Genomic DNA, 6,684 nt, shown 5'->3' with positions numbered 1-6,684 from the left:
GTAAAAGAGAGAACCGCCGGACCGAGGACGGATACCCCCCGCCCCCGGCCCCGACCCACCACCGAACCGTAGGCGCGCTTTTCAGGGGCGCGGGGCTGTGTCGATATGCGGCTCCGCCGCGTGGGCGCAAAACGCCCGCCCCCACCGAACCCGCAGACGCAAAGGACCGACCGTGCAAGACGACCTCATCGCCCGGGCGAAAACGTGGCTCACCGAGGACCCCGACCCGGACACCCGCACCGAACTCGCCAAGCTGATCGAGCAAGGCAACCACGCCGAACTAGAAGCCCGCTTCACCGGCACCCTCCAGTTCGGCACAGCAGGCCTGAGAGGCGAACTAGGCGCCGGCCCCATGCGCATGAACCGCACAGTCGTCATCCGCGCCGCAGCCGGCCTCGCCGCCTACCTCAACGCAAAAAACCACCACGGCGGCCTGGTAGTCATCGGCTACGACGCCCGCCACAAATCACAGGACTTCGCCCGAGACACCGCCGCGGTGATGACCGGCGCCGGCCTCAGAGCCGCACTCCTCCCCCACCCCCTCCCCACCCCCGTCCTCGCGTACGCGATAAGGCACCTGGGCGCAGTAGCCGGCGTAGAGGTCACCGCCAGCCACAACCCACCCCGCGACAACGGCTACAAGGTCTACCTCGGCGATGGCTCCCAGATCGTCCCCCCGGCAGACGCGGAGATCGCAGCCGAGATCGCCGCGATCACCAGCCTGAACGACGTCCCCCGCCCGGACACCGGCTGGGAAACCCTCGACGACAGCGTCCTGAACGCCTACCTGGCCCGCACGGACGCCGTACTCGCGCAGGACTCCCCCCGCACCGCCCGCACGGTCTACACGGCGATGCACGGCGTCGGCAAGGACACCCTCCTCGCCGCCTTCGACCGAGCGGGCTTCCCGGAACCCGTCCTCGTCGAGGAACAGGCCGACCCCGACCCGGACTTCCCCACCGTCGCCTTCCCCAACCCGGAAGAGCCCGGCGCGATGGACCTCGCCTTCGCGAAGGCCCGCGAGACGACCCCGGACCTGATCATCGCTAACGACCCGGACGCGGACCGGTGCGCGGTAGCGGTAAAGGACCAAGAGAACTGGCGCATGCTGCGAGGCGACGAGGTGGGCGCCCTCCTCGCCGCCCACCTGGTGACCCGCGGAGCGCACGGCACGTTCGCCGAGTCGATCGTCTCCTCCTCCCTCCTCGGCCGCATCGCCGAGAAGGCGGGACTCCCGTACGAGGAGACCCTCACCGGCTTCAAGTGGATCGCCCGCGTCGACGGCCTGCGCTACGGCTATGAGGAGGCCCTCGGCTACTGCGTGGACCCGGAGGGCGTCCGCGACAAGGACGGCATCACCGCGGCGCTGCTGATCACGGAACTCGCGTCGGTCCTCAAGGAGCAGAACCGCACGCTCCTGGACCTCCTGGACGACCTCGCCGTGGAACACGGCCTGCACGCCACCGACCAGCTCTCGGTCCGCGTGGAGGACCTGTCGGTCATCGCGGCGGCCATGCACAGGCTCCGCGAACAGCCCCCGACACAGCTCGCCGGCCTCACCATCACCAAGGCGGAGGACCTCACCCAGGGCACCGAGAAACTGCCCCCCACCGACGGCCTGCGCTACACCCTGGACGGCGCGCGGGTGATCGTCCGCCCGAGCGGCACGGAACCGAAGCTGAAGTGCTACCTGGAGGTAGTGGTCCCGGTCGAGACGCACGCCGACCTGCCCACGGCCCACACCACAGCGACCGACCTGCTGACGGCGATCAAGCGGGACCTGTCGACGGCGGCCGGCATCTGAACCACCGAGAGACGCCCCGGCCGGAACCACGACCGCCGGGGACGCCCCTCAACCGCTCGGAGCACGGAACCCGTTCAGAACCCGGAACCCGCTCAACCCGCCTTGCGCGCGACAGTAAAACGGTCCACCTCCGCCCCCGTCGCGGCCAACGCCCGCACCGTCAGCGTCGCCGTCCCACCCCGGTGCGCCGGCTTCACGTCGACCCGGATGAACGAGTACCCGGTGTACCGCACCCGCGACCAGTCCACGCTCTCGGTGACCTTGCCGCCCGCCCCGGTGTAGTACGTCGGCACGGCCCCGACCTCGTCCTCGTTCCCCTCGTAGCTGTCGGCCACGGGGAAGCTGTAGACGCTCTCACCGCCCGCACCGGCGGTCACATAGACGACACCCCCGCGCGCGGGCTCATGCGTACCGCCGATGGCCAGCTCCCGCACCGGCTTGTCCGCCACCACCGGGTCCGTCCGCTCGTACACGTGGTTGTGCCCGTTGACGACGAGATCGACCTGGTGCTTCTCGTACAACGGCACCCACTGCTCCCGCACCCCGCCCTCGGAGGCGTGCGAGCTGGTGGTCGAGAAGGCGCAGTGGTGATGGAAGACCACGACGAAATCCACCCCCGCCGTCCGCCGCAACCGCCCCAGCTCCCGGTCCAGCCACGCGGTCTGCTTGCCCGCCGTATAGCCGCGGTTCGCGGGTATCTCGTACGACACGTCGTTCGCGTCGACCGAGACGACCGCCACGTTGCCGTGCACGAACGAGTACACACCCGGCGCCTTCTCCGGATCGAACCCGTTGGCCGGGAGCGTGAAGCGGGCCTCGTTGCCGCCGTAGCCGTTGGGCGAGTACCAGGCCTCCATGTCGTGGTTGCCGAACGCCACCATCCACGGCACCCGGCTCGCCATGGGCTCGATCTGGGCGAGGAACTGGTCCCACTGCCGGGCGTCGTAGTTGCTGCTGTCGGCGGGCAGGCCGTGCCCGGTCTCCTCGGCGTAGCAGATGTCGCCGGCGTGCAGGTGGAAGGCCGGGTTCTGGGCCTGGACCATCGCGTTGAGGCCGATGGAGGTGTAGCTGGGGTTCTGGTCGCCGAACGCGGTGAAGGTGAAGGGGCGGGCGACGGCCGGCGCGGTGGTGAAGGAGTAGACGGTGTGCGCGGCGCCCGGGTGGGCGGGGTCGAAGCCGTCGTGGCCGACGCCGTAGTAGTACGTCGTGCCGGGCCGGAGGTTGTCCAGGGCCGCGTGCACGTAGTACTGGTCGATGTCGGCGCTCTTGCCGACGCCGGCCGGGGTGAACAGGTCGCGGACCTCGGCGGCGACCTTGTGGCCGAGGTCGAGCGGGCTGAGCCCGATGCGCAGGAAGGGGCCGCGGACGGGGAGCGGCACCTGCCAGGAGACCCGCATCTGGGTGCGCGGGTCGGCGCCGTAGGCGAGGTGGCGGCCGAACGGCGCCACGAGCGCGCCGTCGACGTGCTCGGTGGCCGAGCGGGTGATCAGGTCGGGGGTCGCGGCTCTGGCCGTACCGGCGGCGGAGAGGCCGGCCGCGCCGGCCACCGCGGTGGCGGCGAGGAGACCACGCCGGGACAGGGACCGCCGGAGGTACTCGTGCCGTTCCGGCATGCTCATCGCGTCCGCGAGCCGGGCCGGGACGCCCATGCGCGGGGTGTTCAAGGGTGCGTTCATGGGCGGAGGCTGGCAGCGGCCGATGAATACCGACTGGACTAAACCTTTTCGTTGCCCCATGGACCGGTCCGGACCATCCCATCGGGTGACCTGGAGATGGTTGACGCGATCGCCGTACGGCGCGTCAGAGCACCAGCAGCAGGATCCCCAGCAGCACCGCTCCGGCCACCGCCGGCCCCACGATCTCCCAGGCCCACCGCACGGTGACCTCGCCCTGCGAGCCCTCGGCCTTCGCGCGGCTCTCCAGCAGCTGCCGCAGCTCGTCCATGATCTTGTCGGCCTCGGCCCGCGCGGGCCCCTCCGGGACCGGCGTCCGCCCGCCGAACCCGTCGGTGACCATCCCCCCGCCGAACATCCCGAGCCCCCTGGAGGGCCGTCCGCCGGCCTTCTCGGACTGCTGCCGGGCCGTCTGCCGGGCGGCCTTCTTGCGGCCGCGCAGGGAGACGGGGATCGACCACAGCTGGTACTTCGTGCCGGACTTGGCGAGCACCTCGTTCGAGTAGCCGGAGCGCAGGGTCTCGACCTCGCCCCAGGGCACGACGATCACCCGGAAGGGGTTGCGGATCCGCAGCCGGTCATCGTTGGCGAAGACGGCCGGGCGCAGGGTGAAGGCGGCCACCAGGGGGACGAGGAGGATCATCGCGGCGAGCGCGAGCCAGGGAGTGTCGCCGGTGCCGGAGACGACCGCGTCGATGCCGAGCCAGCCGGTGAGGGCGAGCAGGAGGACGCCGGCGAGCAGCGCCATGGGCGAGCGGTAGATGCGGTCGGTCATGGGGCCGATCCTAAGCGGCAGGGGGGCGGCCGGTTCGCGGGCGGGTCCGGTGAGACCCTGTACAAGCTGCTACGCGCGTAGATATGCTCGTCTGGTGACCATGCCCACCACTGTTTCTTCCGCACACCCGCTCACGGACGTGACCTCGTCCGACAGCGCTCTGCGCCGGTTCCTGCACGGGCTGCCCGGTGTGGACGCGGTCGGTCTGGAGGCGCGCGCCGCCTCGCTCGGCACCCGTTCGATCAAGACGACCGCGAAGGCGTACGCCATCGACCTGGCCATTTCGATGGTCGACCTGACGACGCTGGAAGGCGCGGACACCCCGGGCAAGGTCCGGGCCCTCGGCGCCAAGGCGGTCCGCCCCGACCCGACCGACCGGACGACCCCCGCGACCGCGGCCGTCTGCGTCTACCCCGACATGGTGGCCACCGCCAAGGAGGCCGTCGCCGGTTCCGGCGTGAAGGTCGCCTCGGTCGCCACCGCCTTCCCGGCGGGCCGCGCCGCCCTGGACGTGAAGCTGGCCGACGTACGCGACGCCGTGGCGGCGGGCGCGGACGAGATCGACATGGTCATCGACCGCGGCGCGTTCCTCGCGGGCCACTACCTGAAGGTGTACGACGAGATCGTCGCCGTGAAGGAGTCCTGCGGGACGTCCGCCCGTCTCAAGGTCATCTTCGAGACCGGCGAGTTGTCGACGTACGACAACATCCGCCGCGCGAGCTGGCTCGGCATGCTGGCGGGCGCGGACTTCATCAAGACGTCCACCGGCAAGGTCGCCGTCAACGCCACCCCGGCGAACACCCTGCTGATGCTGGAGGCGGTGCGCGACTTCCGGGCGCAGACCGGGGTACAGGTGGGCGTGAAGCCGGCGGGCGGGATCCGCACGTCCAAGGACGCGATCAAGTTTCTCGTCCTGGTCAACGAGACGGCGGGCGAGGACTGGCTGGACAACCACTGGTTCCGCTTCGGCGCCTCCTCGCTCCTGAACGACCTGCTGATGCAGCGCCAGAAGCTGGCCACGGGCCGTTACTCCGGCCCCGACTACGTGACGGTGGACTGATCGATCATGGTTTTTGAGTACGCACCCGCACCCGAGTCCCGCTCCGTCGTCGACATCGCCCCCTCCTACGGCCTGTTCATCGACGGCGAGTTCACCGAGGCGGCCGACGGCAAGGTCTTCAAGACCGTCTCGCCGTCCACCGAGGAGGTCCTGTCCGAGATCGCCCAGGCGGGCGAGGCGGACGTGGACCGCGCGGTGGCGGCCGCCCGCAAGGCGTTCGAGAAGTGGTCGGCGCTGCCCGGCTCCGAGCGCGCCAAGTACCTGTTCCGCATCGCCCGGATCATCCAGGAGCGCTCGCGCGAGCTGGCCGTCCTGGAGACCTTGGACAACGGCAAGCCGATCAAGGAGACCCGCGACGCCGACCTCCCCCTGGTCGCCGCCCACTTCTTCTACTACGCGGGCTGGGCGGACAAGCTGGAGCACGCGGGCTTCGATCCGGCGCCGAAGCCCCTCGGCGTGGCCGGCCAGGTCATCCCGTGGAACTTCCCGCTCCTGATGCTGGCGTGGAAGATCGCCCCGGCGCTGGCGACCGGCAACACAGTGGTGCTGAAGCCCGCCGAGACGACGCCGTTGAGCGCTCTCTTCTTCGCGGACATCTGCCGCCAGGCGGGCCTGCCCAAGGGCGTCGTCAACATCCTTCCCGGTTACGGCGACACGGGCGCCGCGCTCGTCGCGCACCCGGACGTCAACAAGGTGGCCTTCACCGGCTCCACAGCGGTCGGCAAGGAGATCGCGCGGACGGTGGCCGGTTCGAGGAAGAAGCTCACCCTCGAACTGGGCGGCAAGGGCGCCAACATCGTCTTCGACGACGCCCCGATCGACCAGGCCGTGGAAGGCATCGTCAACGGCATCTTCTTCAACCAGGGCCAGGTCTGCTGCGCGGGCAGCCGCCTCCTGGTCCAGGAGTCGATCCAGGACGAGCTGCTGGACTCCCTCAAGCGCCGCCTGTCCACCCTCCGCCTCGGCGACCCGCTCGACAAGAACACCGACATCGGCGCGATCAACTCCGCCGAGCAGCTCGCGCGGATCACCTCGCTGGTCGAGAAGGGGTCCGCGGAGGGCGCCGAGCCCTGGTCCCCGGAGTGCGAACTCCCCTCCTCCGGCTACTGGTTCGCCCCGACGCTCTTCACGAACGTCACCCAGGCGCACACCATCGCGCGGGACGAGATCTTCGGCCCGGTCCTCTCGGTCCTTACCTTCCGTACGCCCGACGAGGCGGTCGCCAAGGCGAACAACACGCAGTACGGCCTGTCGGCGGGCATCTGGACGGAGAAGGGCTCGCGGATCCTGGCGGTCGCGAACAAGCTCCGGGCCGGGGTCGTCTGGTCCAACACGTTCAACAAGTTCGACCCGACGTCGCCGTTCGGCGGTT

General features: G+C 70.2%; 5 protein-coding genes. 3 read left to right on the top strand and 2 right to left on the bottom strand.

Going from position 1 to position 6,684, the window contains the following annotated elements:
- Nucleotides 1-172 precede the first annotated feature (172 nt).
- The gene (locus ABZ896_RS51575; RefSeq protein ID WP_360946095.1) at nucleotides 173-1,804 is read left to right on the top strand and encodes a phospho-sugar mutase; all 1,632 of its coding nucleotides are present in this window, start codon (nucleotides 173-175) and stop codon (nucleotides 1,802-1,804) included.
- A gap of 92 nt (nucleotides 1,805-1,896) precedes the next feature.
- Here ABZ896_RS51575 and ABZ896_RS51570 read toward each other — a convergent pair whose 3' ends face one another.
- Together ABZ896_RS51570 and ABZ896_RS51565 are read right to left on the bottom strand one after the other, a co-directional pair.
- On the bottom strand, nucleotides 1,897-3,453 hold the full coding sequence (locus tag ABZ896_RS51570) for a metallophosphoesterase family protein (RefSeq protein WP_360946101.1): 1,557 nt from the start codon (nucleotides 3,451-3,453) through the stop codon (nucleotides 1,897-1,899).
- Nucleotides 3,454-3,604: 151 nt separating this feature from the next.
- Nucleotides 3,605-4,252, bottom strand: coding sequence for a PH domain-containing protein (locus ABZ896_RS51565; RefSeq protein WP_360946092.1), 648 nt, complete (start codon nucleotides 4,250-4,252; stop codon nucleotides 3,605-3,607).
- Between the two features lie 100 nt (nucleotides 4,253-4,352).
- On the opposite strand from ABZ896_RS51565, the gene deoC reads away from it, so the two are divergent.
- Both deoC and ABZ896_RS51555 read left to right on the top strand, forming a co-directional pair.
- Nucleotides 4,353-5,312, top strand: a complete 960-nt coding sequence (deoC, locus tag ABZ896_RS51560) for a deoxyribose-phosphate aldolase (protein ID WP_360946098.1) — start codon at nucleotides 4,353-4,355, stop codon at nucleotides 5,310-5,312.
- A gap of 6 nt (nucleotides 5,313-5,318) precedes the next feature.
- Nucleotides 5,319-6,684, top strand: a 1,366-nt coding sequence (locus tag ABZ896_RS51555) for an aldehyde dehydrogenase family protein (protein WP_360946089.1), incomplete at its 3' end; no start/stop codon positions are given.

It is taken from the genome of Streptomyces sp. NPDC047072, from assembly GCF_040643855.1.
GTDB lineage: Bacteria > Actinomycetota > Actinomycetes > Streptomycetales > Streptomycetaceae > Streptomyces.
This window is presented reverse-complemented; position numbering and strand designations above follow the sequence as displayed.

Excerpts from the sequence above, each read along its gene's own strand:
- ABZ896_RS51570 (WP_360946101.1), bottom strand. The coding sequence starts at position 3,453 with ATGGGCGTCCCGGCCCGGCTCGCGGACGCGATGAGCATGCCGGAACGG.
- deoC (WP_360946098.1), top strand. The coding sequence starts at position 4,353 with ATGCCCACCACTGTTTCTTCCGCACACCCGCTCACGGACGTGACCTCG.
- ABZ896_RS51565 (WP_360946092.1), bottom strand. The coding sequence starts at position 4,252 with ATGACCGACCGCATCTACCGCTCGCCCATGGCGCTGCTCGCCGGCGTC.